Source organism: Staphylococcus sp. Y174-1 (assembly GCF_049897865.1).
GTDB classification, from domain to species: domain Bacteria; phylum Bacillota; class Bacilli; order Staphylococcales; family Staphylococcaceae; genus Staphylococcus; species Staphylococcus saprophyticus.
In genome coordinates this window covers 44,523-71,182 of sequence record NZ_JAFCXB010000004.1, presented here as the reverse complement: position 1 = coordinate 71,182, position 26,660 = coordinate 44,523, and the positions used below count along the sequence as shown (strand labels likewise).

Annotated in this window: 31 protein-coding genes and 1 riboswitch; of the genes, 1 reads left to right on the top strand and 30 read right to left on the bottom strand. The window is 34.3% G+C overall.

Features of this window, described 5'->3' with window-relative positions; all coding sequences use genetic code 11:
- Positions 1 to 30 precede the first annotated feature (30 nt).
- The 6 genes from thiE to ACP7BT_RS11815 all read right to left on the bottom strand — a co-directional run bounded on the left by thiE (position 31) and on the right by ACP7BT_RS11815 (position 4,824).
- On the bottom strand, positions 31 to 669 hold the full coding sequence (gene thiE, locus ACP7BT_RS11840; RefSeq protein ID WP_002482736.1) for a thiamine phosphate synthase: 639 nt from the start codon (positions 667 to 669) through the stop codon (positions 31 to 33).
- Complete coding sequence (thiM, locus tag ACP7BT_RS11835; protein WP_002482735.1) at positions 669 to 1,460, bottom strand: hydroxyethylthiazole kinase; 792 nt, start codon at positions 1,458 to 1,460, stop codon at positions 669 to 671. Before thiM ends, thiE begins: the two co-directional genes overlap by 1 nt.
- Positions 1,453 to 2,274: a bifunctional hydroxymethylpyrimidine kinase/phosphomethylpyrimidine kinase gene (gene thiD / locus ACP7BT_RS11830; protein ID WP_426303777.1), complete on the bottom strand. Its 822-nt coding sequence runs from the start codon at positions 2,272 to 2,274 to the stop codon at positions 1,453 to 1,455. Before thiD ends, thiM begins: the two co-directional genes overlap by 8 nt.
- On the bottom strand, positions 2,267 to 2,956 hold the full coding sequence (gene tenA / locus ACP7BT_RS11825; RefSeq protein WP_002482733.1) for a thiaminase II: 690 nt from the start codon (positions 2,954 to 2,956) through the stop codon (positions 2,267 to 2,269). Before tenA ends, thiD begins: the two co-directional genes overlap by 8 nt.
- Before the next feature lie 77 nt (positions 2,957 to 3,033).
- Positions 3,034 to 3,132, bottom strand: a riboswitch (TPP riboswitch).
- Between the two features lie 130 nt (positions 3,133 to 3,262).
- Positions 3,263 to 3,979 carry a transglycosylase family protein gene (locus ACP7BT_RS11820; RefSeq protein WP_041080784.1) on the bottom strand — a complete coding sequence of 239 codons (717 nt, stop codon included), beginning with the start codon at positions 3,977 to 3,979 and terminating at the stop codon, positions 3,263 to 3,265.
- 425 nt (positions 3,980 to 4,404) lie between these two features.
- Positions 4,405 to 4,824 carry a single-stranded DNA-binding protein gene (locus ACP7BT_RS11815; protein WP_011302684.1) on the bottom strand — a complete coding sequence of 140 codons (420 nt, stop codon included), beginning with the start codon at positions 4,822 to 4,824 and terminating at the stop codon, positions 4,405 to 4,407.
- Between the two features lie 190 nt (positions 4,825 to 5,014).
- Between ACP7BT_RS11815 and ACP7BT_RS11810 the strand changes: the two genes are divergently transcribed.
- Entirely contained in the window at positions 5,015 to 5,455 is a 441-nt protein-coding gene (locus ACP7BT_RS11810) for a YwpF-like family protein (protein ID WP_002482730.1), read from the top strand.
- Between the two features lie 57 nt (positions 5,456 to 5,512).
- On the opposite strand, the gene fabZ is transcribed toward ACP7BT_RS11810, so the two are convergent.
- The 24 genes from fabZ to ACP7BT_RS11690 form a co-directional block, all read right to left on the bottom strand.
- Positions 5,513 to 5,950 (bottom strand): 3-hydroxyacyl-ACP dehydratase FabZ, encoded by a 438-nt coding sequence (fabZ, locus tag ACP7BT_RS11805; RefSeq protein WP_002482729.1) that lies wholly within the window; start codon positions 5,948 to 5,950, stop codon positions 5,513 to 5,515.
- A gap of 54 nt (positions 5,951 to 6,004) precedes the next feature.
- Positions 6,005 to 7,270: a UDP-N-acetylglucosamine 1-carboxyvinyltransferase gene (gene murA, locus ACP7BT_RS11800; RefSeq protein ID WP_041080786.1), complete on the bottom strand. Its 1,266-nt coding sequence runs from the start codon at positions 7,268 to 7,270 to the stop codon at positions 6,005 to 6,007.
- Positions 7,271 to 7,376: 106 nt separating this feature from the next.
- Complete coding sequence (locus ACP7BT_RS11795) at positions 7,377 to 7,610, bottom strand: DUF1146 family protein (RefSeq protein WP_011302682.1); 234 nt, start codon at positions 7,608 to 7,610, stop codon at positions 7,377 to 7,379.
- Positions 7,611 to 7,871: 261 nt separating this feature from the next.
- On the bottom strand, positions 7,872 to 8,276 hold the full coding sequence (locus ACP7BT_RS11790; protein ID WP_002482727.1) for a F0F1 ATP synthase subunit epsilon: 405 nt from the start codon (positions 8,274 to 8,276) through the stop codon (positions 7,872 to 7,874).
- A 19-nt stretch (positions 8,277 to 8,295) separates the two neighbouring features.
- The gene (gene atpD / locus ACP7BT_RS11785; RefSeq protein ID WP_002482726.1) at positions 8,296 to 9,708 is read right to left on the bottom strand and encodes a F0F1 ATP synthase subunit beta; all 1,413 of its coding nucleotides are present in this window, start codon (positions 9,706 to 9,708) and stop codon (positions 8,296 to 8,298) included.
- 21 nt (positions 9,709 to 9,729) lie between these two features.
- Positions 9,730 to 10,596 (bottom strand): ATP synthase F1 subunit gamma, encoded by an 867-nt coding sequence (gene atpG, locus ACP7BT_RS11780; RefSeq protein ID WP_002482725.1) that lies wholly within the window; start codon positions 10,594 to 10,596, stop codon positions 9,730 to 9,732.
- Between the two features lie 31 nt (positions 10,597 to 10,627).
- Positions 10,628 to 12,139, bottom strand: a complete 1,512-nt coding sequence (atpA, locus tag ACP7BT_RS11775; protein WP_002482724.1) for a F0F1 ATP synthase subunit alpha — start codon at positions 12,137 to 12,139, stop codon at positions 10,628 to 10,630.
- A 20-nt stretch (positions 12,140 to 12,159) separates the two neighbouring features.
- Positions 12,160 to 12,699: a F0F1 ATP synthase subunit delta gene (locus ACP7BT_RS11770; protein ID WP_002482723.1), complete on the bottom strand. Its 540-nt coding sequence runs from the start codon at positions 12,697 to 12,699 to the stop codon at positions 12,160 to 12,162.
- The gene (locus tag ACP7BT_RS11765; RefSeq protein ID WP_011302679.1) at positions 12,699 to 13,226 is read right to left on the bottom strand and encodes a F0F1 ATP synthase subunit B; all 528 of its coding nucleotides are present in this window, start codon (positions 13,224 to 13,226) and stop codon (positions 12,699 to 12,701) included. Before ACP7BT_RS11765 ends, ACP7BT_RS11770 begins: the two co-directional genes overlap by 1 nt.
- A 98-nt stretch (positions 13,227 to 13,324) precedes the next feature.
- Complete coding sequence (gene atpE / locus ACP7BT_RS11760) at positions 13,325 to 13,531, bottom strand: F0F1 ATP synthase subunit C (RefSeq protein WP_002482721.1); 207 nt, start codon at positions 13,529 to 13,531, stop codon at positions 13,325 to 13,327.
- Positions 13,532 to 13,570: 39 nt separating this feature from the next.
- The gene (atpB, locus tag ACP7BT_RS11755) at positions 13,571 to 14,299 is read right to left on the bottom strand and encodes a F0F1 ATP synthase subunit A (RefSeq protein WP_002482720.1); all 729 of its coding nucleotides are present in this window, start codon (positions 14,297 to 14,299) and stop codon (positions 13,571 to 13,573) included.
- A 27-nt stretch (positions 14,300 to 14,326) separates the two neighbouring features.
- The gene (locus ACP7BT_RS11750; protein WP_041080788.1) at positions 14,327 to 14,677 is read right to left on the bottom strand and encodes an ATP synthase subunit I; all 351 of its coding nucleotides are present in this window, start codon (positions 14,675 to 14,677) and stop codon (positions 14,327 to 14,329) included.
- 159 nt (positions 14,678 to 14,836) lie between these two features.
- Complete coding sequence (wecB, locus tag ACP7BT_RS11745) at positions 14,837 to 15,967, bottom strand: non-hydrolyzing UDP-N-acetylglucosamine 2-epimerase (RefSeq protein ID WP_011302676.1); 1,131 nt, start codon at positions 15,965 to 15,967, stop codon at positions 14,837 to 14,839.
- Positions 15,968 to 15,990: 23 nt separating this feature from the next.
- Entirely contained in the window at positions 15,991 to 16,620 is a 630-nt protein-coding gene (gene upp, locus ACP7BT_RS11740; RefSeq protein WP_002482718.1) for a uracil phosphoribosyltransferase, read from the bottom strand.
- Positions 16,621 to 16,639: 19 nt separating this feature from the next.
- Complete coding sequence (gene glyA / locus ACP7BT_RS11735) at positions 16,640 to 17,878, bottom strand: serine hydroxymethyltransferase (RefSeq protein ID WP_002482717.1); 1,239 nt, start codon at positions 17,876 to 17,878, stop codon at positions 16,640 to 16,642.
- A gap of 22 nt (positions 17,879 to 17,900) precedes the next feature.
- The gene (locus ACP7BT_RS11730; protein WP_002482716.1) at positions 17,901 to 18,425 is read right to left on the bottom strand and encodes a TIGR01440 family protein; all 525 of its coding nucleotides are present in this window, start codon (positions 18,423 to 18,425) and stop codon (positions 17,901 to 17,903) included.
- A 145-nt stretch (positions 18,426 to 18,570) separates the two neighbouring features.
- Complete coding sequence (locus tag ACP7BT_RS11725) at positions 18,571 to 18,993, bottom strand: low molecular weight protein arginine phosphatase (protein ID WP_011302672.1); 423 nt, start codon at positions 18,991 to 18,993, stop codon at positions 18,571 to 18,573.
- Positions 18,990 to 20,033: an L-threonylcarbamoyladenylate synthase gene (locus ACP7BT_RS11720; RefSeq protein WP_002482715.1), complete on the bottom strand. Its 1,044-nt coding sequence runs from the start codon at positions 20,031 to 20,033 to the stop codon at positions 18,990 to 18,992. The genes ACP7BT_RS11725 and ACP7BT_RS11720 overlap by 4 nt, the downstream gene beginning before the upstream one ends.
- Before the next feature lie 93 nt (positions 20,034 to 20,126).
- Positions 20,127 to 20,963, bottom strand: a complete 837-nt coding sequence (gene prmC, locus ACP7BT_RS11715; RefSeq protein WP_002482714.1) for a peptide chain release factor N(5)-glutamine methyltransferase — start codon at positions 20,961 to 20,963, stop codon at positions 20,127 to 20,129.
- Positions 20,950 to 22,026 carry a peptide chain release factor 1 gene (gene prfA / locus ACP7BT_RS11710; protein ID WP_002482713.1) on the bottom strand — a complete coding sequence of 359 codons (1,077 nt, stop codon included), beginning with the start codon at positions 22,024 to 22,026 and terminating at the stop codon, positions 20,950 to 20,952. Before prfA ends, prmC begins: the two co-directional genes overlap by 14 nt.
- Complete coding sequence (locus ACP7BT_RS11705; RefSeq protein WP_011302669.1) at positions 22,026 to 22,625, bottom strand: thymidine kinase; 600 nt, start codon at positions 22,623 to 22,625, stop codon at positions 22,026 to 22,028. Before ACP7BT_RS11705 ends, prfA begins: the two co-directional genes overlap by 1 nt.
- A 342-nt stretch (positions 22,626 to 22,967) precedes the next feature.
- Positions 22,968 to 23,225 (bottom strand): type B 50S ribosomal protein L31, encoded by a 258-nt coding sequence (locus ACP7BT_RS11700; protein ID WP_002482711.1) that lies wholly within the window; start codon positions 23,223 to 23,225, stop codon positions 22,968 to 22,970.
- A gap of 144 nt (positions 23,226 to 23,369) precedes the next feature.
- On the bottom strand, positions 23,370 to 24,686 hold the full coding sequence (gene rho / locus ACP7BT_RS11695; protein ID WP_037538023.1) for a transcription termination factor Rho: 1,317 nt from the start codon (positions 24,684 to 24,686) through the stop codon (positions 23,370 to 23,372).
- A 210-nt stretch (positions 24,687 to 24,896) separates the two neighbouring features.
- A complete protein-coding gene (locus ACP7BT_RS11690; RefSeq protein WP_002482709.1) occupies positions 24,897 to 26,324 on the bottom strand; it encodes an aldehyde dehydrogenase family protein in 1,428 nt (475 codons plus the stop codon).
- Positions 26,325 to 26,660: the final 336 nt, after the last annotated feature.

Here is a 26,660-nt window from a genome sequence, read left to right as displayed (position 1 = left end):
GTAGAAAACAAAAAAAGAAATATTTATACTTTATTCAACATTTTGTAAGAATTGTCTAACTGTATTTGAAATATTTTCACTCTTTGTAATAGCTGAAATAATGGATATACCGTCTGCACCAGCTTGCATAACTTCCCTCGTATTTTCAACATTTATACCACCGATTGCTACGATTGGAAAATGATTAACATGCGCTCTTAATTTCGTTATCATTTCTGGCCCTACTGGTAAATTTGCATCATCTTTAGATGTCGTTGCGTACATTGGCCCAACACCAATATAGTCCACATGTGCTAAATTAGATGTTTTATATTCATCTATATTACTAATGCTTAAACCAATAATTTTTCCTTTAAATTGTTCAGCAAATACTTTAACATCCATATCATCCTGGCCAACATGAATCCCATCTGCACCAATCTTATTGGCTAAGGCAACATCATCATTAACGATAAATGGTACTGCATAATCATGACACAAAGCTAATAATTTCCGTGCTAAGTCTTCTTTTTCATCTCCAATTAATGCACCGTTACCTTTTTCTCTAAATTGGAACATGGTTATTCCAGATTCAAGTGCTTCAGTCACAACATCTATAATAGTTGTCTTACTTTCAATATCTTGCGTGCCACAAATAAAATACAGTTTCAAATTATTTTTATCAAACATTACTGCACCTCTTGTATATCACTTTGATTTGAATAATCATCATAAGTCACTTGATATAGTGCATCTAATAATAACGTCATAAACGTACCAGGACCTTTGTCTTCCGCAAGTTGCTCTGCCTTTTCCGCAGCGATATTATAAATTGAAGTGGCTTCAACTAACTGGCTGATTGAAGTTGTTTCATCTGTCGGTAAAAAACTAGCTATGACAGCACCTAATAAACAGCCTGCACCCGTTACTTTAGCCAACAAAGCCGATCCATTATTCAGTTGATATATTTGATTGTCTTGAATCACAACATCCTCTTTGCCAGTGATGACTATCGCACTATTTAATCGTTTATGCGCTTCTTTGGCAATTTCTATCGCATTTAAATTATCATCACTGTCCGTTCCTTTCATCTTAGCATCATTATTTATCAACGCTAAAATTTCAGATGCATTCCCTTTTATAACTGCTACATCTACAGTATTCAAAAAAGTTTTACAAAAATCCTTGCGATATTGGGATGCACCAACAGCAACTGGATCAAATACAATTGGCGTGCCTACTTCATTAGCTGTTTTAGCAATTTCTAAAATGTCCTGCTCTCTATCTTTAGTTAAAGTACCAATATTAATGAGCAGTGCATTAGCAGGTGTTAACATATCTATCGCTTCTTCAGGTGCTTGACTCATTGCTGGGCTTGCACCTAAACTTAAAAGTCCGTTTGCCGTAAAGTTCTTTACGACATCGTTTGTGTAACAAATAACGAGTGGATTATTCGTTCTTACATTATTTAAACTATTCATCATCTAGACCTACCTTTTTCATATATGCAAAGTGATTTACAGGTCCTCTACCTTGACCAATTTCTGGCGTATATTTAATGCTTAATGAAATAAATTTTTTAGCTTTTTTCACTGCGTCATAAATCGTTCTACCTTTTGCCAGTTCAGCTGTAATTACTGCTGAAAAAGTACAACCTGTACCATGGGTATGCTGCGTATCATAACGAGGTTCTTCAAACGTATAGACCTCATCTTTAGTAAATAAATAATCTTTAGCAGTTTCTAAATCTTCAGCATGTCCGCCTTTAATAACAACACCCTTACTCCCAATTTTATTAATAAATATGTTGCCTGCTTTATATATCGCTGCCTCATTATCAATCTTTAATCCAGTGATTTCTTCAGCTTCTGGTAAGTTTGGAGTCGCTACTGTTGCATAGGGTAACAATATATTTTGTAAATCTGCTTTCGCGTCATCATCCATCAATGAATCACCACTTTTAGCTAACATAACTGGATCAATAACATATGGTATCTCAGGATATTTCACTAAGTATTCTTGAATTAATTGCATCATTTCCTTTGAAGCAATCATACCAGTTTTAATGGCATGTGGTAATTCGTCATCAAACACACTTGTCAGTTGTTCAGATAACCACTGTGACTCAAGATTGTGAATATGTTGTACACCTTTAGTGTTTTGCGCAACAATGCTTGTAACAGCCGCCATACCATATACGCCACAAGCATGAAAAGATTTCAAATCTGCCATTACACCAGCACCTCCTGTTGGATCAGTACCAGCAATTGTCAATGCAATATTGGGTTTATTCATTTTTCATACCTCCATATGACCATGATTCTTCATTAAATGACATATTAAAAAAGTTTCTTTCATGTACTGTACTTTGTAAAAAGCATTGTTTTATCTCATTTTTTTCTTTTTCGCTACAATGTTTCGTCAATTTATCCATTAAATTATCAAATACAATAACTAATTCATCCATTTCAGTACTATAAAATTCAAACCATTTAGCTAAAATAGAATCTTTATTTAATTCTTTATCCCTTAATGCTTCTTGAGCAATGACTTGATAAACATAAGGACAAGGTGCCATTGCAGCAATTGTATAAGCGGCATTTTCTTTAGCATACGCATTGAAATACATATGTTTAATATAATGATCGCCACTCGGTGGCCAAACTTTCTCTTGTACGATTTCATTATAACTTTCTTGGACATAATCCGCTAAAATTTCATGTGCTTCCACTTCACCATCTACGATAAATTGAATTTGTTCAACCAAAAATCGAACATCATTTAAGTTCTCCATTTTTGGAATTAACAGCGCGTATATATTCGCAAATTCATTTAAATAAGAAGCATCTGCTCTTAAATAGAATTTGGTTGCTTCAATCGGTAAATTCCCATGTAACATACCTTGTATAAACGGATCGTGGTAGATTTGATTAATAATTGGTTTAGCTTCTTTTTTTAACTGTTCTGAAAATAACACAAAAATCCTCCTATAAATAAAAAAACTACATTCCCGACAGAAACGTAGTTAATTAATAGCGAGGATTTATACCCCAACTTTAGATTAAACTACTTTCCTACGTTGGTATTAACCAAATCAGGTTGTAAGGGTCTGAATTTAATCATCTCAGCCAACTGGCTCCCCTAGTAGCGTTTTTATATTTTGTTTAATTAAAAGATAACAAAATACTGACAAATTTGCAAAATAACTGACTATAAAAAAAGCTGAGACCTATATGTCCCAGCTTTAAATATTTATCTTAAGTTCATTACTACACTTAATTTTTTATGCAGTAACCCATTGTGAAGCGCCTTCTGTATCATAAAGTTTTTGCGCTGCTGCGTCTTGTACTGCTTCAGGTGCTTCTGTTGGTGATACACCTTGATATTCAGATGGTGCTACTGAATCCCATGTGCTTTGTAAGAATTGATATTTACCTGCTGCACCTGATGATGGGTTAACAGCTTTAAGGTCGCCGCCTGATTCACGTTGCGCGATTGCTTGTAAATGAGAGTTAACATTTACTGATGAACCTTCTGAAGCTTCACTTGAACTAGATTCATTTGAAGTTGATTCATTTGAGCTTGAAGTATTTTGTGTAGTTGCTTCTTGTTGTGGTTGTTGTGTTTCTTCAGTTTGTGGTGCAGCTTCTTGTGCTGGTTGTTCAGTTGAAGCTTGCTCAGTTTGTTGTGGTTGTTCAACTTGTTGTGGTTGCTCAGCAGTTTCTTGTGCTGGTGCATTAGTTGAACCTTGTCCATAGCTCCAAGTCCAATATTGACCGTCTGATTGGAAGCTATAATCAGTATTATTGTAATTAAAGTTTATATTATAAGCACCGTCTTGTACTGGCGCTTCATTTAATGATTCTGGATTAGTTTGAGCTTGTTGAGCTAATTGGGCATTGTCAACGCCTTGTTCTGAAGCGTCTACTGAATTTCCTGCTGCGAATCCTGTTACGCCAAGTCCAACTGCTAATGTTGATGCTACTACTGTTTTTTTCATTGTAAAAAAGTCCTCCTATAAGGTAATTAAGTTTATTTTTATTTATGATTAATTTGCAAATACAACTATAACATTCAAAAAATCGTTGTAGGTTACAGTGAAATAAAAAAAATCGACCTTTTTTACAATGAAATTACATTTAATTTATCTTTGAATATAATTTTTTATCCCTTTAAAAACTTCTGTGATAGTTTTTAAAGGCTATGAAAAGTAAAATTTCACGTAATATGATTGTAATATATCAGATTATTCAGTTTTATTTAAATTACTTATTAGCGATTTGATTGCTGATTCTATATTAAATAAGCTATCCCTCTTATAGGGATATTTTAAGAGGGATAGCCAATAGAAGTATAATTGATAGTAGGATTTAAATGTATATTAAAGTGGATGATTAGATTAGGGGTAGATTTAGGGTGGGTGGTTTATACAATTTCATATATATCATTATTTTGTACGTTAATGTCTTTAAATGCATTTTGGGAATGCTCTAGCGGGAATGGTTCAAAAAGTAAATCATTTTTATCTTTGTTTTGTGGAGACATGAATTTAATTGATTCAATAAGTATTTCTGATACAAAATGCGTCTGACCTTCTTTTTCATATTTATGTGATTGCATTTGGCCTGTTATACCTACAAGTGAGCCTTGCTTCGTATATTTCTCAATGTTTGTTGCCATTTTTCCAAATGCTTTACAAAATAAATAATCACATACCGGGGTTTGATTCTTATCTTTATAGTTCCTTGATACAGCTACACAAAATGTAGCTAATTTTTTCTCCTCCTTATCATATATTTTAGGGTCCTTAGTTAGTCGCCCTACGATAACAATGTTATTAATCATATGTCACCTCCTTTATAACTATATTCTATGAATTTTACACAATACCGTCAAAGTACAATAACACAGAATTCAAAAGATGTTTTAATACTAAATTCTACAAATTTTACCTTTCTCTTTTAAAATTACGTTATAATGATTGTATAATTCGAATAATTGTAGAAGTTAAATTTATTAATTGGATGTGAGAACGATGAAATCATTTAAAGCTGTTCGATTTCAAATCGTATCAGATAGTGGTGGCGTTACAGAATATGAAATAGAAGATGGCGTTATTATCAATAAAGAAAATAGTGGAACTGGTTGGTTATTAGAAATTGTTATTTCAGATTATCATTATGAAACAATGAAACAATATATGGATGATGAAACTTTATTAGATATACGCGTAGTGATTACACGTCCAGCAAATGATCCGGCTCTTTTTGATGCGACGATTAAAAACATAAAAAAACTGGAAAGTACAATCTCCATCGTTTTTGAATGTCATATTTATACATTAAGACAAGTATATGCAGAAAGTTTATTAGAACAACTTATTGATGAAGGTTTAACAGGAGACGAACTTAAAAAATCTTTCAATCGTATGATGCAATCTAAACCAAGATTAAAAGATGAAAAAATAGAAAAATAATTACTATAAAAAAGACCTCAAACCGTTGTATTTACAACTGAGCTTGAGGTCTTTTATTTACTTTGCTTGAATTGCAAACGTTAATTCACAACTACATGCTACTTCACCATCGACGGTAGCTTTTGCGTTACCTTTACCGATTGGCCCACGCATTTTTGTTATTTCAACTTCTAATTTTAAAGTATCTCCAGGAGTAACTTGTTTTTTGAAGCGACATTTATCAATTCCAGCAAAAAATGCAAGTTTCCCTTTATTTTCTTCACTATTTAAAATCGCTACTGCACCTGTTTGAGCAAGCGCTTCTGTAATTAAAACACCAGGCATAACTGCATATTCCGGAAAATGACCTTGGAAAAACGGTTCATTACCTGATACTTGTTTAATAGCCACACAACGTGTACCTACTTCATATTCAACAACACGATCAATTAATAAAAATGGTTGTCTATGCGGTATGATTTCTTTAATTTGGTTATAATCAAAAATTGTTTCCATTGTTTACTTCCTCCATCTTGTTCTTGAATCGCCACTTCAATTGCGAATCATGTATTAAGCTTGTGTTCGTTTTATATCTGCACCTAGTGCTTCTAATTTACCGTGTAAGTCAACATAACCTCTGTCTAAATGCTTTAATTCTGTTACTTGCGTCGTTCCATCAGCTACAAGTCCGGCTAATATAAGTGCTGCTGCTGCACGTAAGTCAGTAGCTTTTACTTGTGCACCTTGTAGTTCACTCTTACCTTCAATCTTAGCACTTCTGCCTTCGACAGAAATCTTAGCGTTCATACGTTTAAATTCAGCTACATGCATAAATCTATTTTCAAATACAGTTTCAGTTACTACTTTATGTCCTTCAGCTGTTAGTAATAATGCCATCATTTGTGATTGCATATCCGTAGGGAATCCTGGATGTGGTAATGTTTTAATATCTACGGGTTTTAATTCATCTTCTACTCTTACGCGAATTGCGTCATCTTGATAATCTAGATTCACACCCATTTCTTCCAATTTGTAAACAAGGCTTGTCATATGTTCTTTTATAGCACCATTTACAAGTACATCACCACGTGTAATCGCACCAGCAATCAGGAGTGTACCTGCTTCAATTCTATCAGGAATAATCGCGTGTTCCACACCGTGAAGTGTTTCTACACCATGGATAATGATCGTATCCGTGCCAGCTCCAGAAACGTTACCTCCCATTTCGTTAATATAATTTGCTAAATCAACGATTTCTGGTTCTCTTGCAACATTTTCTAATACTGTTTTACCTTCTGCTAGTGAAGCTGCCATGATAATATTTTGCGTTGCGCCCACACTTGGGAAGTCTAAATGAATGCTTGTACCTTTTAATCCATTTTCAGTACTTGCATAAATAAAACCACCATCCATGTGAATATCAGCACCAAGTTCTTCGAAACCTTTGATGTGCTGTTCAATTGGTCTAGAACCAATTGCGCAACCACCTGGCAATGCGACTTTAGCATGACCTAAGCGGGCTAATAATGGACCCATAACAAGAATACTGGCTCTCATTTTACTTACATATTCATATGGTGCCTCTTCATTTAATTCTTTCGTTGCATCTACAGTTACTGATTCTTCGTCTTTATCGTATGAAACTTCTGCATTTAATGTTGAAATCACATTATTAATCGTTTCTACATCACTTAATGCAGGTACATTCATAAGTTTACTGACACCTTCTGATGCTAAAAGTGAAGCAGTTAATACTGGTAATACAGCATTCTTGGCACCTGACACTTTAACCTCACCAGTTAATCTATTTCCACCATTAATTTCTATCATATCCATCTTAAATCCTCCACTTTGCTACTTATATATTTCATTTTAATTAAACTATTTTATGTACTTCTAAATTATTATATCTATAATTCAAAAAGATATACAAGTATTTGAATTATTGTGCTAAATATTTTATTTGCGTTGAGTATTGTAACAAATCCACAATAAAATTACTAACAGCTGTTCCAAGTAATATTGCTAAAAAAATCATACAAATTTGAACTTGTAAGGGATACCCCTTTTTAAAAAACTGCTCTAATCTCACTGCATTTAATGCCCAATAAGCAATACAAATACAAACCACATGTAAGATAAGATGTACAATTGAAAATTGTCCTAGATACTCCATACAATAACTCCTCACTTTAGACTGTCAATTTATTTTACACGAAATAATCATTAAAAGATACTTAAGAACTGCAGAATTTAATTAACTATAATGCTTTTGTTGTTTGAGCACTTCACTTATTATTTTTGTGTCTACTTTACTATACGAACTTACGTCTATAAAAAAAGAGTCTAAGACATTTTTCATGTCTTAGACTCCTTTTGGAGTGAGTAGTAGATGCCTAAATGGAAAAAGTAACATCCCACTCACCAATGATATAATTTATTGTAAGTTCGCGACGCGAATACGGTTATTCGCTCTTTCTAAAGCACGTTTAGCTCTATTAACGTCGCTGTTATCTTCTTCATTATTCAAATGAGATTCTGCTCTAGATTTTGCTAATTCAGCTCTAGCAACATCTATTTCATTCGCAGGTTCTGCAGTTTGTACAATAATTGATAATTTATCTTGTCTAACCTCAACAAAACCTTCACTCACTGCAATATATTCTGAACCACCGTCAAAATTTATTTTGACATAGCCAATTTCAAGTGCTGCAACTGTTGGAATATGTCCATACATAACACCGATTTCTCCTGCAGTAGTTTGTAATACTGCAAGATTAACATCTTCTCGGTCGTAAACAGAACCATTAGGAGTGACAATATTTAGGCTTAATGTGTTCATTATCTTTACCTCCTAATTTTTAAACTTCAACACCCATATCTTTAGCTTTTGCGATTACTTCTTCCATACTACCTACAAGACGGAATGCATCTTCAGGGATATGATCATATTCGCCATCTAAAATTGCTTTGAAGCCTTCTACCGTTTTTTGAACAGGTACATATGAACCTTTTTGACCAGTAAATTGTTCAGCTACGTGGAAGTTTTGTGATAAGAAGAACTGGATACGACGTGCACGTTCAACAGTTTGTTTATCTTCTTCTGATAATTCATCCATACCTAAAATAGCAATAATATCTTGTAATTCTCTATATTTTTGTAATGTAGATTGTACATCACGAGCTATTTCATAATGATCTTGACCAACAATTGTAGGGTCTAATGCTCTAGAAGTAGATGCAAGCGGATCAACGGCAGGATAAATACCCATTTCCGTTAATTTACGTTCTAGGTTAGTTGTAGCATCTAAGTGAGCAAAGACAGCTGCTGGTGCTGGGTCAGTATAATCATCGGCAGGTACGAAAACTGCTTGGATTGACGTTACAGATCCTTTAGTTGTTGATGTAATACGTTCTTGTAATTGACCCATTTCAGTAGCAAGTGTAGGTTGATAACCAACGGCTGATGGCATACGACCTAATAGTGCTGATACTTCTGAACCAGCTTGCGTAAATCTGAATATGTTATCAATAAATAGTAAAACATCTTGTCCTTGTACATCACGGAAGTGTTCAGCCATTGTTAAGCCTGATAAAGCAACACGCATACGCGCACCAGGTGGCTCATTCATTTGTCCGAAGACCATAGCTGTTTTCTTAATAACACCACTATCACTCATTTCGTAGTATAAGTCATTACCTTCACGCGTACGTTCACCTACGCCGGCAAATACTGAAATACCACCATGTTCTTGAGCTATATTATTAATTAATTCTTGAATTAATACTGTTTTACCTACACCAGCGCCACCGAACAAACCGATTTTACCACCTTTAATATACGGTGCAAGTAAATCAATTACTTTAATACCTGTTTCTAAGATTTCAACTTTTGTTGATAATTGATCGAATGCAGGTGCTTCTCTATGAATTGGATCACGTTTGACAGAAGTATCAAGCTTCTCGTCTAAGTCAATTGTATCACCAAGAACATTAAACACACGTCCTAACGTAGCATCACCAACTGGAACACTGATGCTATCTCCGCTATCTCGAACTTCTGTACCACGTTTAACACCATCAGTAGAATCCATTGCAATTGTACGTACGACGTCATCGCCAAGTTGTAATGCCACTTCTAATGTAAGAGATACTGTACCTTCATCTCTTTCAACGTCTACGACTAAGGCATTGTTAATTTCTGGAACTTCATTGTGCTCAAAGCGAACATCAATTACTGGACCCATAACTTGAGTTACACGGCCTAATCCCATGTTTTTTTCCTCCTTTAATAATTATTCAAGCGCAACTGAGCCACCGACAATTTCAGTGATTTGTTGAGTAATTGCTGCTTGTCTTGCTCTGTTATATTGAATAGATAAGTCATCAATAATTTCTGACGCATTATCTGATGCATTTTTCATTGCAGTCATACGCGTAGCATGTTCACTTGCTTTTGCATCTAAAATCGTTCCATATATTAAACTTTCAACATATTGAGGTAAAATGACGCTCAATATTGCCTCTTTGTCTGGTTCGAACTCATATGATGACAATTGACCATGTCCTAAGCTAGAGTCCTCAGGAGACAATGGAAGCACAGTTTTGGTAGAAGGTGTATTTTCTAATACACTTACGAAATGACTAAAATAAATTTTCACCTCATCAACTTCTTCTTCACTATACAAATCTATAGCTTTTTTAGCTATTGCTTGTACTTCTTTAAAAGAAGGTTGATCTGGTACATCTATAAGTGAATCATGTATGTCATAACCTTTATTTTTAAGGAAATCCACACCAGTTTGACCTAATACTAGAATTGAATAATCATCTTTACTTGCATGTTTTTCTTCAATATCTTTTATAAGGTGTTTTAATACGTTTGCATTGTAAGCACCTGCAAGACCTTTATCACTTGTAATCACTAGGTAGGCACTTTTCTTCACTTTTCGTTGTTGTAACATTGGGTGACGTGAATTTTTATCTGCACCTGCAACTGCAGTAATCGCATCTTGCATTTTTTCCATATATGGTCTGAACTGTTTCGTGTTGCTTTCCGCACGGCGCAATTTAGAACTTGATACCATGTTCATTGCTTTCGTAATTTGCTTCATTTTTTTGGTTGATTTTATACGTGTATCAATCTCTTTAAGAGATCCCATTATCTCACCACCTTTTATTTAAGATTAACTATTATGCTTCTGATTTGCTAAAGCTTTTTTTGAATTCTGTAATTGCTGATTCAAATGCTTCATCTTTTGGTAATGCACCTGAAGTTTTAATTTCATTTAATAGTTCAGTCGCATTAGACTTAGCCCAAAGATTTAATTCTTCCTCGAAACGAGTAATATCTTCTACTGGGATGTCATCTAAATAACCTTTAGTCAATGCATAAATAATTAATACTTGATTTTCGACAGGTAGTGGTTTGTTTTTATCTTGTTTTAAGATTTCAACCGTACGTTTACCACGTTCTAATTTTTTAGCTGTAAACTCATCTAAATCTGAACCAAATTGTGCAAATGACTCTAATTCACGATAAGAAGCTAAATCTAAACGTAACGTACCAGCAACTTTTTTCATTGCTTTTATCTGTGCAGAACCACCAACACGTGATACAGATTGACCAGCATTAATGGCAGGTCTTACACCTGAGAAGAATAAATCAGATTGTAAGAAGATTTGTCCATCTGTAATTGAAATAACGTTAGTTGGTACATAAGCTGCGATATCGCCTGCTTGTGTTTCTATAATTGGTAAGGCAGTAATAGAGCCTCCACCTAAATCATCATTTAACTTCGCTGCTCTCTCAAGTAATCTACTATGTAAGTAGAACACATCGCCTGGGTATGCTTCACGGCCTGGTGGTCTACGTAATAATAGTGATAACTCACGGTAAGCTGCAGCTTGTTTCGTTAAATCATCATAAACAATTAAAACGTCTTTACCAGCAAACATGAATTCTTCAGCCATAGCTACACCTGAATATGGTGCAATATAAAGCATTGGAGCTGGGTCAGCTGCTGAAGCAGAAACAACAATTGTGTAATCTAACGCGCCTTCTTGGCGTAGCTTTTCAACATTAGCACGAACAGTTGAATCTTTTTGTCCAATAGCAACATAAATACAAATTGTATCTTGATCAGCTTGGTTTAAAATTGTATCAATAGCAACCGTAGTTTTACCTGTTTGACGGTCACCAATGATTAATTCACGTTGACCACGACCAATTGGTACAAGTGCATCAATGGCTTTAATACCAGTTTGTAATGGTTCATCAACTGATTTACGGTCCATTACACCTGTTGCTTTTTTCTCTACAGGTCTTGTGCTTGTTGTATTAACTGGACCTTGTCCATCAATAGGTTGTCCAAGTGGGTTCACAACACGACCAATAAGTTCGTTACCTACAGGAACTTCCATAATACGTCCAGTACGTTTTACTTCGTCCCCTTCTTTGATATCAGCGTATGGTCCTAAAATAACTACACCGACATTTGATTCTTCTAAGTTTTGTGCTAAGCCTAGAACGCCACTTTTGAATTCTATTAGCTCACCAGCCATAACATCGTTTAATCCGTGGATTAATGCGATACCGTCACCAATTTGTAGTACTGTACCTACATCAGTAACTGCCATTTCCGACTCATAATTTTCGATTTGTGAGCGAAGTAATGCACTGATTTCTTCAGCTTTAATGGCCATCTATGTCACTCCTTCAAATTTTATTTCACTCTAATAAATTGTCTTTCTAATTGTGCAAGATCATTTTTAATACTTGCGTCCATCACTTTCGTACCAACTTTAACTCTGATACCACCGATAAGTTCAGGATTAATTTTGTTAGTAATCATTATTTTAGAAAGTTTAGTTCGTGCTTTAATAATTTCTTCTATACTTGATAATTCTTCTTCTGACAATTGATATACGGATTCGATTACAGCATAGTCTTGATTATGCTGTTCATTATATAATGTTTCAAACGCGATATATATTTCATGAATGTGTCCTAAATGACGATTGCTAGCAAGTATTGTCAGCATATTCTGCAAGTATTGGTTCGTTTGTCCAAATACAATGCTTACGAAGCGACGACGTTGCTCAACATCTTTTTGTGGATCTGCATCCAATGCTTGTAGCTTTTTATTTTCAGATTGAACTGCTTCATTAATTGTTGAAAATTCATCGTACATGTCGTCAAGTATGTCTGCATCTTTAGCAGTATCAAATAATGCTTTGGCATATTTTTTTGCTATGTTTGCCATTACTTATCGCCTGCCTCTTTTATGTACTTTTCAACTAAAGCTTTTTGATCTTTATCTGAGATTTCTTTTTGCAGTACTTTAGAAGCGATTAAAACAGAAAGCTCAGAAACTTGGTTGTTAATATCTGCAATTGCACGTTCTTTTTCACTGTTGATTTCATTCTGTGCAGTTTCAATCATGCCATTAGCTCTGATATTTGCTTCATGAATAATTTCTTCATGTTGTTTTCGAGCTTGAACTTTAGATTCTTCTAAAATCTTTTGAACCTCATCTTGTGTTTCTTTTAGTGTTTGTTTATTTTGTTCTTCTAACTTTTGTGCATTTAATTTAGCTTGTTCAGCATCATCAATGTCTTTATTAATATCGTGTTCACGTTTATCCATTACATCTTTTAATGGACCCCATGCGAACTTTTTCAATAAAGCTAATAAGATAAGAAAAGTTACAAGCGTAACGATTATTGTCCCCCATTGAACGCCGCTAGTTCCAGCTGCACCAAGTACAAACATATTTGTCGTAGCAGTCACTTACATAGACACTCCTTTCATACATTATAATCATAAGACATTATTGATAAAAACGAACGGCGAAAGTCTTTCAGACTTCGCCATAATAATTAGTTGAATTATAGTGACATGAAAGCGATAACTACACCAATGATAGGTAATGCTTCAACTAAACCGATACCGATGAACATAATACCCATTAATTGTCCACGTGCTTCTGGTTGACGAGCGACACCTTCTACTGTTCTTGAAACGATAAGACCATTACCAATACCTGCACCTAATGCTGATAAGCCGATTGCGATTGCTGCTGCGATTAAATTCATTTATAAAATCCTCCTAGTTTTTCTTTAAAATTTAATTAATTAATGACTGTCCTGAACTTTATGGGACATGTAAACCATTGAAAGCATAACGAAAATATATGCTTGAATTGTACCGATGAATATTGAAAACCCTTGCCAAACAACTAAACCAGGTAACCCGATTATCCAACCCCATGCTCTAGTTGAATCACCTGTTACTAATCCTGCCAATAATCCTAATAGCAATTCACCTGCGAAAATATTACCGTAGAGTCGAAGACCTAACGTTAAAGTTGAAGTGAATTCTTCAAAGATATTAATTGGTAATAAAAAGATTGGTTTTGTATAGTTTTGGAAATAACCTTTTGTACCTTTCATTCTAACACCATAAAAATGTGTTAATAGAATGATGAGTGTTGACAGTGTTAAAGTAACTGTCGCATCAGCTGTTGGTGATTTCCACCACAACGTATGCCCTGAAATTAATTGAAATGGAAGTCCTAGCATATTACTCACAAATATAAAGAATATAAGTGTTACTGCCAAGAAATGGAATTGCCCACCTTTTGACCATGCCATGTTACTTTCAATAATACCTCTTACAAAGTCAAAAACCCACTCTATGAAATTTTGTTTACCAGTTGGTCGTTTTTTGAGGTTGCGTGTACAAATAATAGCAATGACAAAAACAATAACCGCTGTAATAATCAACATCATAATTGATGAAAGATTAAACACTATGTCTAGACCAAATACATTCCAACTGACTAGAGGGTCTTTATGATTCATGCTTTCTCACCTCTTTCGTTTTAAAATTTATTTCTTGTGTAAAAATGGTTTGAAAACAATTAAAACATATGAAATCATTAAACCAATAACCACACCAATGATATTAATTTCATCCTTATAAAAATACCAAATACAACATGCTAGAACCACTATTAAATATCTCCAAACGTTGCCCGTTGAAATATGTATGTTATCTTTTTCTTTTGCCTTTGCTAAATAATATTCGAAAGTAAAAGTATTAAAAAGTGATCCAATTATACCTATTATAAGCCCTAATATAAATGGTGAGTATGTGAAAATAAACACAATTAATAGTACAACTATACCATATAAATAGTATTGAATGTATCTATTAAAAATGATGTTGAAACGTTCCATGACTAAGCCTCACTTCATCTTTTTCATGCAATAATGAGAACCATTTCAATCATACAGTTTTAATAATAATATAGGGGTAGTTAACGTGTCAATTCTATACAAAATGTAGTTTAATTTTTTCTCAAATTGTCACAGAACCGACACATTCCCCCTTTTTAATTATTTGAATGATTCTGGCTTTTTGGAAATTATATGAAAATAATATTTGATATTCTCACAAATTCGTAAAGCGGCATTTCCATCTCCATAAGGATTTCGTGCATGGCTCATTTTGTCATATAACATTTTGTCATCTAATAATTGTTTCGTAGAATCAAATATGTTTTTCTCGTGGGTGCCTACTATTTTAAGCGTACCAGCATTCACACCTTCGGGTCTTTCTGTAGCATCTCTTAACACAAGTACAGGTTTACCTAATGAAGGCGCTTCTTCTTGCACACCTCCAGAATCAGTTAATATCAAGTATGATTGATGGGCAAAATTATGAAAATCCACGACTTCCAATGGTTCCACCAATTCAATTCGCTCGTGATTTGATAAATAAGTTTCTGCAATTTCCCTAACTTTAGGATTTTTATGCACTGGGTAAACCACAACGACATCTTCAAATGCTTCGACAATATCTCTAACAGCTTTAAATATATGCACCATAGGTTCACCAATATTTTCACGTCGGTGCGCAGTTAACAAAATGATACGTTTATCTTTATGCTTTGCTATAATCTCAGAATGATAGTGATCATGTATTGTCGTCTTCATAGCATCTATAGCCGTATTACCTGTCACAACGATTGATTCCTCTGGTTTGTTTTCTGCTAAAAGATTGTGAGCAGCATTATTGGTAGGGGCAAAATTCAAATCTGCCATTACCCCTACCATTTGTCTATTCATTTCTTCAGGAAATGGAGCATATTTATCCCATGTTCTTAAGCCAGCCTCGACATGACCTATAGGAATCTGATTATATAATGCTGCTAAACTACCAGCAAACGTCGTCATTGTGTCACCATGAACGAGTATCATATCTGGTTGTTCTTTCTTTATAACATCCTCTAGTCTCGATAAAATACGTGACGTAATTTCAGACAGTGACTGGCCTTGTTTCATGATATCCAAATCATAATCTGGTGTGATGTGGAAGCTAGTCAGAACTGAATCAAGCATTTCTCTATGTTGAGCCGTAACAACTACGATAGGTTCTAGCGCATCGTCATGTTTCAACGCTTGAATTAGAGGTGCCATTTTTACTGCTTCTGGACGTGTGCCGAAGACAGTCATTATTTTTTTCATTTTTCCTCCACTCCTGGGCGAAACTATTTTGTACCGAATAAACGGTCACCTGCATCACCTAAACCTGGTGTGATATATGCATGATCATCAAGCTTTTCATCTAATGCAGCGATAAATATATCCACATCTTCATGAGCTGCTTGTAATTTTTCTACACCTTCAGGGGCAGCGATTAAACACATAAAACGAATATTTTTAGCACCACGTTTTTTTAATGAATTAATAGCTTCTATAGCTGAAGCACCTGTTGCTAACATTGGGTCTACAACTACAATTTCTCTTTCTTCAATATCTTGTGGTAATTTCACAAAATATTCAACGGCTTCTAGTGTTTCAGGATCTCTATAAAGACCCACATGACCTATTCTAGCTGCAGGTACTAATGTTAAAATACCTTGTGTCATCCCTAATCCTGCTCTTAAGATTGGTACAAACGCTAATTTTTTACCTGTTAATCTTTTAGCAATCATTTTTGTTACTGGTGTTTCTATTTCCACATCCTGTAATTCTAAATCTCTTGTAACTTCATATGCCATTAACATACCTACTTCATCTACTAGCTCTCTAAATTCTTTAGTCCCAGTATGTACGTCACGGATATAACTTAATTTGTGTTGAATAAGTGGGTGATCAAAAACATGTACTTTGCCCATAAATTTATTTCCTCCAATTTTAATTATATAAAGGATGTTTTGAAGTTAAAGTCTTAACTCTTTCTTTCCCTTCGGCTAATGCTTTTTCATTTTCTGGGTCTTTTAAAACTAAACTAATGATTTTCGCAACTTCTTCAAAAGCAGTTTCATCAAAACCACGTGTTGTTGCAGCTGGGGTACCTAAACGGATACCACTCGTTACGAAAGGTTTTTCTTGATCAAAAGGAATTGTATTTTTATTACAAGTTATTCCAATTGCATCTAGTGTTTCTTCAGCAACTTTACCTGTAATACCCACAGAACCTTTGACGTCTACTGCGACGAGGTGATTATCCGTTCCTCCAGATACAACTCTAAATCCTTCGTCAGTCAATGTGTTAGCTAATGTTTTAGCATTTTGAATCACTTGTTGTTGATAAACTTTAAAGTCATCTTGTAATGCCTCACCAAATGCAACTGCTTTAGCAGCAATCACATGCTCTAATGGGCCACCTTGGATACCTGGGAATATCGTTTTATCAATTTGTTTTTTATATTCTTCTTTACATAAAATCATGCCGCCACGAGGTCCGCGTAATGTTTTATGTGTAGTTGTCGTTACGAAATCTGCATATTCCACAGGATTTGGATGTAAACCAACTGCGACTAAACCAGCGATATGTGCCATATCAACCATTAATTTTGCGCCAACTTCATCAGCAATTTCTTTGAATCGTTTGAAATCGATTGTTCTTGAATAAGCTGATGCACCAGCAACAATTAATTTAGGTTTATGTTCTTTAGCAACTTTTAATACTTCATCATAATCAATTTGCTCATTTTCTTGGTCTACACCATATTCCACAAAGTTATAAAATTGACCACTAAAGTTCACAGGTGCACCATGTGTTAAATGGCCACCATGGCTTAAATTCATACCTAATACAGTATCACCGTGTTCTAATGCTACGAGATAAACAGCCATATTGGCCTGAGATCCTGAGTGTGGTTGAACATTAACATGTTCTGCGTCAAATAATTTTTTAGCACGATCAATAGCTAATGTTTCTGACACATCTACGTATTCACAACCGCCATAATATCTTCTATTAGGATAGCCTTCAGCATACTTGTTCGTTAACACTGATCCTTGGGCTTCCATAACTGCTTCTGAAACAAAGTTCTCTGAAGCAATGAGCTCGATATTGTTATTTTGACGGTTAAATTCATTTTGAATCACTTCATATATTTCTTTATCTTGCTTTTGAATAAATGACATTGGTAATTCCCTCGTTTCTGTATTAGTTATATTTTGCTCTTTCGCCACCAATTTTCTTAGGTCTTGAAGAAGCGATGGTTACAATTGCTTCACCAATTTGCTTAACACTTGTACGTTCTGGAATAGCGACATGCTTGATGTGCATTCCAATAAGGGTTTGACCAATATCAATACCTTTAGGTACCGATATATGTTCAACAACCATTGGTTCATCCATATGCTTGTATGCATAAGTGGCAAGACTTCCACCAGCATGAACATCTGGTACAACCGTAACTTCTTCCATCGTGAGGGGATTGAATTGTGCTCTTTCTATTGTTACCGCTCTGTTTATATGTTCACAACCTTGATATACAAAAGAAACGCCTGTTTCATTTTCGATTACTTTCAATGAATCAAATATTTCTTTAGCTACTTCCATAGAACCTACACTACCAATGCGTTCACCAATGATTTCTGATGTTGAACAACCGATAATGCATAATTCATTAGCCTTGAAAAAAGATTGTGATTTTAATTCATCTAACAATAACTTCAAATCTTCCATTCTTGCACCCCTTTTTATTAATGACATAAAAAGTAATTGAATCTCAAACCGCTTTAAAACATACAAAATTGACTGATAGCAAATTTGCTACACGTTTTTATTATAACGTATTTACTAACGTACTTATACTAATTTCACCAATTTATTAGTTTAATATTTTATTTTTTAAACTATCTATCAGTAAATTTAATTCATTATATATTTCAAGATATGCAGATTTACTCCCACCAAACGGATCGGAAACCTCTCCTATCTTGTCTACATACTCATTTAAAGTAAATACGTGATCGGTGTTATCATACAATTCCTTAATTATGCGCTTATGAGATGAACCCATCGTCAATATTAAATCTGCATTTATATCTGAAGCAGTAAAAGACTGGGCTTGGTATGGCACATTTAAATGACGCTCAAGTAAAATTTCCTTAGTATGATCTGATATCGGTTGACCATCTATAGCATACATACCACGTGACACAATTGTATGGTTAGGTAATTTGGACTGAGCGATACTTTCAGCCATAGGACTCCTACAAGTATTTCCTGTACAAACAAAAATGATTTTCATAAATCTGCTCCTTCAATAATAGATTGATTAGCCGCTTTCATCATTCTATTCATAATTGCCGTAGTGTTATCATTCAAATCAAATCCATAAATAAAGGCATGTTGAATTTGATCGTCTTGGTCTAACTGATGCAATATTTGATAAAGATTATGATTAGCCCCTTTAATATCATTTTCATCTTCGCATAAAGGTATAAATTTCGCAGCTTCTGGTATTAACGCTTGTTTGCTACGAGGTACGATAAACGCTGTTTGTGTCCAATTTGAAGTCGATGTAGGTAACGCATTAAAAGACTTCAATATTTTTACTGGTGTATCAGGTGAATAATGTTTATATTTCATACCTGGAGCAATTGGTTTTTCAGAATCTAATGTACCTATTGTTGTCACACTTTCTGGAATAACCGCTTCTATCATAGATTTTGTGATAGAACCGGGTCTAGCGATTTTAAATGGAAATTGTGTACAATCGAGCACAGTACTTTCTAACCCCTCTTCACTTTGGTCTCCATTCACAATACCATCGATACGCCCGTCCAAATCACGATAAACATGTTCAAATGTAGTCGGTGAGGGTCTGCCACTCAAATTTGCACTGGGTGCCGCAATTGGCATATCAACATATTTTAGTATTTGTCTTCCGATTGGATGACTTGGCATACGCACTGCAATGGAATCTAACCCACCACTAACACTTTCACATAAATAGCCTTTTTTTAATGGAACAATAAATGAAATCGGTCCAGGCCAAAATTCATTCATTAACATTTCAACTTCTTTTGACAGCTTATCTGTAAAAGCTTGTATTTGTTCAACTTTATAGATATGAACAATTAAAGGATTGTCAGATGGTCTACCTTTCGCACTATAAATGTGTTTAATTGCTGCTTCATTACGTGCATCTGCACCCAATCCGTATACAGTTTCAGTTGGTATAGCAATTAAACCGCCATTTTCAAAAATTACTTTTATATCATTCAGTTCATTATCTGTATTCAATTGATTATTAGATTGGCGTAAATCCCATATTTTTGTATTCACTTAGACTCACCCTTTCATCTTGTTATCTATTTTAAAACAAAATAAAAAGTTATGCACTCTCATGATTAATCATGTTTAGCACATAACTTATGATCACCAAACAAATGAAATTATTCGGTCGTTATTATTTATATCTTTAATGATTTGTACATCTAAACTTGGATATTTCTCAATAATACGTTGTTTCAATGTTTGTCCTTGATTAAATCCAATTTCAAACACAACTTTCGCATTTGGCAATAATACTTCGGGTAACTGATCTATAATTTTATCATAGATATCATAGCCATTGTTTTTTGCAAAAAGCGCAGTATGTGGTTCATAGTTTAACACTGTATTATCCATAATAAATGCATCATTATCATCAATATATGGCGGATTAGAAATAAGTCCATTTACTTTGATGCCGTGCTCAATCAGTGGCATTAATGTATCACCTTGTAGAAATCTAATTTCTACTTGGTGCATCTTAGCGTTAGCCTTAGCGACAGATAACGCTGAAGTATATAAATCTGTAGCATAAACTTCTAATGAAGGGTTCAATTTTTTTAATGAAATCGGTATATTCCCACTCCCCGTGCCTATATCTACAACACAATCTCCTGAATGAAGTTGATTATAAAAATGAAGCATTACTTCTTCTGTTTCAGGTCTTGGAATAAGACAATGCTTATTCACTTTAAAAACTTCACCATAGAATGTTTGTTTACCTAGGATATATTGTATTGGTTCATCATTTAGCATTCTTTGTGTTGCGTCATCAAATAAGTTTTTATGTTGAAGTGTTACTTCATCATCCATATGCATTAAGTAATTGGCTTTAGACCAATTAAACAAATCCAACATTAACCATTCGGCACGCGTTGATTCAATACCTTGTTCATTGCATTTCACTTTAGCTTGATTTAATAATGTTTTATAATTCACCATTATTTAATTCTTTCAATTTATCAGTTTGTTCCGCTAAAGTTAAAGCATCAATAATTTCATCCAACTTACCTTCCATAATTTGGTCTAATTTTTGTAAAGTTAAACCAATACGATGATCTGTTACACGGCTTTGCGGATAGTTATAGGTTCTGATACGTTCTGAACGATCTCCTGTACCCACTGCTGATTTACGTTGGGCAGCATATTTTTGTTGCTCTTCTTGTAATTTCATATCAAATAAGCGTGCTTTTAATACTTTTAGTGCTTTTTCACGGTTTTGGATTTGCGATTTTTCTGAAGAAGTCGCAATAACACCGGTTGGAATATGTGTAATACGCACAGCTGAATCTGTTGTATTAACGTGCTGACCACCTGCACCACTTGAACGGTATGTGTCAATTTTCAAATCTTCGTTGCGAACTTCTATTTCAACATCTTCTACCTCAGGAAGTACTGCAACTGTAGCTGTTGATGTATGGATACGTCCGCCTGATTCAGTTTCAGGTACACGCTGTACACGGTGTGCACCATTCTCATATTTTAATTTACTAAAAGCACCATTACCAGAAACAGAAAAACTTATTTCTTTATAACCACCATGATCACTTTCGGTAACTTCTACAATATCTGTCTTATAATTTAACGTTTCAGCATATTTGGAATACATTCTAAATAGGTCACCAGCAAAAATTGCTGCCTCATCTCCACCTGCTGCTGCACGAATTTCTACAATAACGTCTTTGTCATCATTAGGATCTTTAGGGATCAATAAGAACTTAAGTTCTTCTTCTAACTTAGGTACTTTATTTTGAAGTGTTTGATGTTCCTCTTTCAACATTTCAATTTCATCATTATCTTTTGTATCACGTAACATTTCTTCTACTTCAGAAATATCTTCTTTTGTTTGTTTATAATCGCGATAAACGTCCACTGTTTTTTGTAATTCTGCCTGCTCTTTAGAATATTTACGTAAATTATCTGGATTATTTACGACATCAGGATCACTTAACATTTCATTTAATTGTTCATATCTTTCTTCTACTATGTCTAATTGATCAAACACTACATTTCCTCCTTCTCAGTATTGCTAGGCGCTACTATATGATGCGCTCTGCATCTGGGTTCATAGCTTTCATTAGCACCAACTAAAATGACTGGGTCGTCGATTTTTGCTGGGTTACCATCAATTAATCTTTGCGTACGACTTGACGATGCACCGCAAACCGCACAAACTGCTTGAAGTTTAGTTACATCCTCACTCACAGCCATCAATTGTGGCATTGGCTCGAAAGGTTGTGCTCTAAAGTCCATATCTAGACCAGCAGTAATGACTCTATGTCCTTTTTCAGCTAACTGTTCAGCTATATGTACAATACCATTTTCAAAAAATTGCACTTCGTCTATTCCAATTACATCTACTTCTGATAAATCGTGCTTTAATATCTCAGCTGCTGTCGAAATATTAATTGCTTCTATAGCATTGCCATTGTGAGAAACAATCTTATCTTTATGATAGCGGTCATCTATAGCTGGTTTAAATACAACTACTTTTTGTTTAGCATAAAGCCCTCGTCTTAATCGACGAATAAGCTCTTCAGATTTGCCACTAAACATACTTCCAGTAATACATTCAATCCACCCGGAATGATAAGTTTCATACATTATGCGTTCCACCTTTTTTCAAAACATAATCGATTCATTATATCATATTTTCCACTACAAAATAGGATATATTTTCAAGTTACTGCGTTAATTTTATGTAACAATTTGGGATATACAAATAGAACTATCGTTAAATTCTCATTGAACTGCCTACTAACAAAACTGATCCACTTTGTTTCAACATTGTATACAAACTTAAATTTAATGCTATACTTGCAGCCAGTATCGTTACTCATAAAATAAAGGTATTTCAACATTGTTTATGATATCTATTTGTGATTAGGAAGTGCTTTTTAACATAAAAAGGCATTCTCATAAAATGAGAATGCCTTATACCAACAATTATTCGTTGCTTGATTTGAATCCGAATTTTTTGTTGAAACGTTCCACACGACCATCCGCCGCAGCGAATTTTTGACGTCCTGTGTAGAATGGATGTGAATCAGATGAAATGTCTAAACGAATAACTGGGTATTCATTACCATCTTCCCATTCCATTGTCTCTGATGATGTTTTAGTTGAACCACTTAAGAATTTAAAATCTGTAGTAGTATCTAAAAAGATAACATTGTGATATTCAGGATGAATATTTTGTCTCATTATTTTCAGCTCCTTTGCCCTGAACCATCTGGAACAGAGTTTTTTGTGAGTTTTTTACCCAATACTTGATAATTATAATGTCTATAAATATAAAACGCAACCCTAAATCTCATATTGGTATTATATCTATGAATCATTTAGTAATTAAATGATTGGTTTACCCGTTTTTGTGCTTTCTTTAGCAGCTTTTTGTAACTGTTCAAAGAATTCTTGGTTATTGTCTGTTCGTTTGAGTTTACGAACAAATCTTTCTGTAAAGTCCGTTGAATCTGTAAACATATTGCGTAATTGCCATAATGAATCCAGTTCTTTGGGATCAATGAGCAATTCTTCTTTACGTGTTGAACTGCGTCCAATATCAATTGCTGGAAATACTCGACGTTCTGCTAATTTACGATCTAAATGTAACTCCATGTTTCCAGTACCTTTAAATTCTTCGTAAATCATGTCATCCATACGCGAACCAGTTTCAACTAAAGCTGTAGCTAATATAGTCATACTGCCACCCGCTTCAATATTTCTTGCTGCACCAAAGAATGCTTTTGGTTTGTGTAAAGATGCTGGATCTAACCCACCAGATAACGTCCGACCACTTGGCGGAATAACAAGGTTATAAGCACGTGCCAATCTTGTTATAGAATCCATTAGTATAATGACATCCTTACCAATTTCAACTAAGCGTTTCGCACGTTCTAATAATAATTCTGCAACTTTGACATGGTGTTGAGGTGGCTCATCAAATGTAGAATGAACTACTTCTGCAGTTTCTACAGATCTTTCTATATCAGTAACCTCTTCTGGTCGTTCTCCTACTAATAATACAAATAATTCTGCATCAGGTTTATTCGTTGCAATTGCATTTGCAATTTCTTTTAATAAAGAGGTTTTCCCTGCTTTAGGCGGTGCAACGATAAGTCCACGTTGTCCTAATCCAATTGGCGTGATTAAATCCATGATTCGAGTTGAAAAATTCTGCTTTGTAGTTTCTAACACAATTCTTTCTTCTGGATATAACGGCGTTAACGCCTGGAAATGAGGACGTTTTTTTACTTCTTCTGCATTCTCATCATTAACAAAATCAACCTGTAATAAACCATAATACTTTTCATTATCCTTTGGCTTTCTAACCTTACCAGTCACTTTATCTCCTCGTTTAATTTCAAAACGACGAATTTGACTAGCTGAGATATAGATATCTTTTTCTCCCTTAGAATAATTAACTGTTCTTAAAAAGCCATAACCATCTTGTTGGATATCATCTAGAATGCCTTCCATATAATAGTTACCATCTTTTTCCATTTGCGCTTCCATAATCGCGAGAACAAGTTCTTTTTTATTCAATTTACTATAGTTTGTTAGCTTAAGAGATTTTGCTTTTTGAGTGAGATCTTTTGTAGTGTAATTTTTGTATAACTCGTGGAACGATTCATACTGAGGTGATGTTCGTACTTTTTCAGGCATTATCTTGCACCCATTTCATAAATAAGTTTTTTAAATAACATAGTAACTACGCTACTACTTTTATAACTATAGCAAATTTCCTATTTAATTACAAAATGTATTTCGATATATAAATTATAAAAAGAGAGTAGAACAGAAATCTAATTTCTCTTAAAAAGATTTCATTGTTCTACTCTCATATAGATTCACATTACCTATTAAATTAACTTATTAATTGTAGTAACCTGCAATTGATTTAACTTCTAAGAATTCTTCGATTCCGTAGTCGCCCCATTCACGGCCTATACCAGATTGTTTATAACCACCGAATGGTAAATCAGGTTTACGTCCAGCTTCGTTAATTTCAACTGTACCTGCTTCAATTGAACGTGCTACTTTATGAAGTGTATCTTTATCACTACCATAAACGTAACCAGCTAAACCATATTTTGTATCATTTGCAATTTTGATTGCTTCATCTAAATCATTATATGTGATCACAGACATTACTGGTCCAAATATTTCTTCTTGGGCAATTGTCATGCTGTTATCTACATTATTAAAAATAGTTGGTCTTGCAAAGTAACCTTTGTCTAATCCTTCAGGTTTACCAGGGCCACCATATAATAATTCGGCACCTTCTTCAATACCTTTGTCAATATAGGCTTGTACTTGGTCAAATTGTTTTTTGCTTATAATTGGTCCAACTTGTGTACCTTCTTCTCTAGGGTTACCTACTTTTACTTGACTGAATTTTTCTTTTACAGCTGTTAAAAAGTCTTCTTTTATACTTGCTGGAACGATTGTTCTTGTACCTGCAGTACAAACTTGCCCTGTGTTGAACACTACTTTATTAGCAGCTGCACTTGCTGCACCATCGATATCAGCGTCATCTAAAATAATATAAGGTGATTTACCACCTAGTTCAAGTGATACTTTTTTGAAATCTTCTGCAGCTTTTTTCATAATACTTGAACCTGTTGGGCCAGAACCAGTAAATGACATCATTCTTACTTTTGGATGTTCACTTAATGGATTACCTACACCTTGTCCATCACCATTGACTAAGTTAAATACACCTTTAGGTACACCCACTTTATCAAAAATTTCTGCTAATATAATAGCTGCAAATGGTGTTTCTTCTGAAGGTTTTAATACTACCGGACTACCAGCAGCAAAAGCAGCAGCTAATTTCAATGACGTTTGATTTGTTGGGAAGTTCCATGGTGTAATAAGTCCTGAAACACCGATTGCTTCTTTGACAACTAAATCATCGCCTCGACGTTCTTCAAATTGGAAATCATTTAATGCATCACGTGCTGCTTCAAAATGATCTAAGCCCATTTGATAGTGTACATTTTCTGCTACAGATAGAGGTGCACCTAATTCGTCTGTAATTGCTTGAATTAAGTCTTCTTTTCTATTTTTATATTCTTGTACTATTTGATCTAATAAATCTTGTCTTTCTTTAACTGAAGTGTGTCTGAATTCTAAATATACGTTATCTGCTGCTTCTACAGCTTTTTCCACGTCTTCTTTATTACCTTTAGCAATCGTACCAGCAACTTCTTCTGTTGCAGGATTAATTACTTCAAGTGTTTCTCCACTTGTACTTTCAACCCATTCTCCGTTGATATATTGTTTAATGAAATTTCTCATCAATAATTCACTCCTTAACTTGTGTTGATAATACCATTTTAACCGAGATTTCATTTTTTTAAACATAAGTGCTCACGCCAAATCGTAGCAAACGTTGTTATAAAGCGTTTTCCATTCATTTTATACAATTTTTTTAACCCATTAAATTTCAGCGCCATTTTGTTATTCAGTGAATAACTACATGTACACTCCAATTCATATACAAAAAGAGACCAAGACATCGATTTATGTCTTGGTCTCTTTAAAAATTCAGAGCAATCGAAAATGATTAAATTATACTTCCACTTTAATACGCTACTTTCCAATCACAACTAATAGAATTGATTGTCTTTAGAA

What these genes read in the sequence shown, in the direction of transcription:
- ACP7BT_RS11705 (WP_011302669.1), bottom strand. Translation starts at nt 22,625, where the DNA reads ATGTATGAAACTTATCATTCCGGGTGGATTGAATGTATTACTGGAAGT.
- ACP7BT_RS11770 (WP_002482723.1), bottom strand. Translation starts at nt 12,699, where the DNA reads ATGGCAAACATAGCAAAAAAATATGCCAAAGCATTATTTGATACTGCT.
- ACP7BT_RS11790 (WP_002482727.1), bottom strand. Translation starts at nt 8,276, where the DNA reads ATGAACACATTAAGCCTAAATATTGTCACTCCTAATGGTTCTGTTTAC.
- ACP7BT_RS11795 (WP_011302682.1), bottom strand. Translation starts at nt 7,610, where the DNA reads ATGGAGTATCTAGGACAATTTTCAATTGTACATCTTATCTTACATGTG.
- atpE (WP_002482721.1), bottom strand. Translation starts at nt 13,531, where the DNA reads ATGAATTTAATCGCAGCAGCAATCGCAATCGGCTTATCAGCATTAGGT.
- glyA (WP_002482717.1), bottom strand. Translation starts at nt 17,878, where the DNA reads ATGTCATTTATTCAAAAGCAAGATAAAGAAATATATGAAGTGATTCAA.
- prmC (WP_002482714.1), bottom strand. Translation starts at nt 20,963, where the DNA reads ATGGTGAATTATAAAACATTATTAAATCAAGCTAAAGTGAAATGCAAT.
- atpG (WP_002482725.1), bottom strand. Translation starts at nt 10,596, where the DNA reads ATGGGATCTCTTAAAGAGATTGATACACGTATAAAATCAACCAAAAAA.
- wecB (WP_011302676.1), bottom strand. Translation starts at nt 15,967, where the DNA reads ATGAAAAAAATAATGACTGTCTTCGGCACACGTCCAGAAGCAGTAAAA.
- atpA (WP_002482724.1), bottom strand. Translation starts at nt 12,139, where the DNA reads ATGGCCATTAAAGCTGAAGAAATCAGTGCATTACTTCGCTCACAAATC.
- thiM (WP_002482735.1), bottom strand. Translation starts at nt 1,460, where the DNA reads ATGAATAGTTTAAATAATGTAAGAACGAATAATCCACTCGTTATTTGT.
- thiD (WP_426303777.1), bottom strand. Translation starts at nt 2,274, where the DNA reads ATGAATAAACCCAATATTGCATTGACAATTGCTGGTACTGATCCAACA.
- rho (WP_037538023.1), bottom strand. Translation starts at nt 24,686, where the DNA reads ATGCCTGAAAAAGTACGAACATCACCTCAGTATGAATCGTTCCACGAG.
- thiE (WP_002482736.1), bottom strand. Translation starts at nt 669, where the DNA reads ATGTTTGATAAAAATAATTTGAAACTGTATTTTATTTGTGGCACGCAA.
- murA (WP_041080786.1), bottom strand. Translation starts at nt 7,270, where the DNA reads ATGGATATGATAGAAATTAATGGTGGAAATAGATTAACTGGTGAGGTT.
- ACP7BT_RS11820 (WP_041080784.1), bottom strand. Translation starts at nt 3,979, where the DNA reads ATGAAAAAAACAGTAGTAGCATCAACATTAGCAGTTGGACTTGGCGTA.
- ACP7BT_RS11750 (WP_041080788.1), bottom strand. Translation starts at nt 14,677, where the DNA reads ATGGAACGTTTCAACATCATTTTTAATAGATACATTCAATACTATTTA.
- ACP7BT_RS11690 (WP_002482709.1), bottom strand. Translation starts at nt 26,324, where the DNA reads ATGAGAAATTTCATTAAACAATATATCAACGGAGAATGGGTTGAAAGT.
- ACP7BT_RS11730 (WP_002482716.1), bottom strand. Translation starts at nt 18,425, where the DNA reads ATGGAAGATTTGAAGTTATTGTTAGATGAATTAAAATCACAATCTTTT.
- fabZ (WP_002482729.1), bottom strand. Translation starts at nt 5,950, where the DNA reads ATGGAAACAATTTTTGATTATAACCAAATTAAAGAAATCATACCGCAT.
- ACP7BT_RS11815 (WP_011302684.1), bottom strand. Translation starts at nt 4,824, where the DNA reads ATGATTAATAACATTGTTATCGTAGGGCGACTAACTAAGGACCCTAAA.
- upp (WP_002482718.1), bottom strand. Translation starts at nt 16,620, where the DNA reads ATGGGCAAAGTACATGTTTTTGATCACCCACTTATTCAACACAAATTA.
- atpD (WP_002482726.1), bottom strand. Translation starts at nt 9,708, where the DNA reads ATGGGATTAGGCCGTGTAACTCAAGTTATGGGTCCAGTAATTGATGTT.
- ACP7BT_RS11810 (WP_002482730.1), top strand. Translation starts at nt 5,015, where the DNA reads ATGAAATCATTTAAAGCTGTTCGATTTCAAATCGTATCAGATAGTGGT.
- atpB (WP_002482720.1), bottom strand. Translation starts at nt 14,299, where the DNA reads ATGAATCATAAAGACCCTCTAGTCAGTTGGAATGTATTTGGTCTAGAC.
- ACP7BT_RS11700 (WP_002482711.1), bottom strand. Translation starts at nt 23,225, where the DNA reads ATGAGACAAAATATTCATCCTGAATATCACAATGTTATCTTTTTAGAT.
- ACP7BT_RS11725 (WP_011302672.1), bottom strand. Translation starts at nt 18,993, where the DNA reads ATGAAAATCATTTTTGTTTGTACAGGAAATACTTGTAGGAGTCCTATG.